Source organism: Anaerotignum faecicola, assembly GCA_024460105.1.
Lineage (GTDB): Bacteria > Bacillota > Clostridia > Lachnospirales > Anaerotignaceae > JANFXS01.
In genome coordinates, this window is sequence record JANFXS010000414.1 from 1 (window position 1) to 416 (window position 416).

1 protein-coding gene is annotated in these 416 nt (G+C 53.4%); it reads left to right on the forward strand.

What is annotated here, in order from left to right; all coding sequences use genetic code 11:
- Positions 1 to 416, forward strand: a 416-nt coding sequence (locus NE664_14640) for an AAA family ATPase (protein ID MCQ4727872.1), incomplete at both ends; no start/stop codon positions are given.

Genomic DNA, 416 nt, shown 5'->3' on the forward strand with positions numbered 1-416 from the left:
TTTTAATCGGTGAACCCGGTGTCGGTAAAACCGCAGTTGTGGAAGGCCTTGCGCAGCGTATCGTGCGCGGAGATGTGCCTGAGGGCTTAAAAGATAAGAAGCTGTTTGCCCTGGATATGGGGGCTCTCCTGGCGGGAGCCAAGTACCGCGGTGAATTTGAGGAAAGACTGAAGGCCGTTCTGGATGAGGTGAAGAAGAGCGACGGACAGATTATTCTGTTTATCGATGAGCTCCATACCATTGTAGGAGCAGGCAAGACGGAAGGATCCATGGATGCCGGCAATATGCTGAAGCCTATGCTGGCCAGGGGTGAGCTTCATTGCATCGGTGCTACGACGCTGGATGAATACCGTCAGTACATTGAGAAGGACCAGGCGCTGGAACGCAGGTTCCAACCGGTTATGGTAGCTGAACCA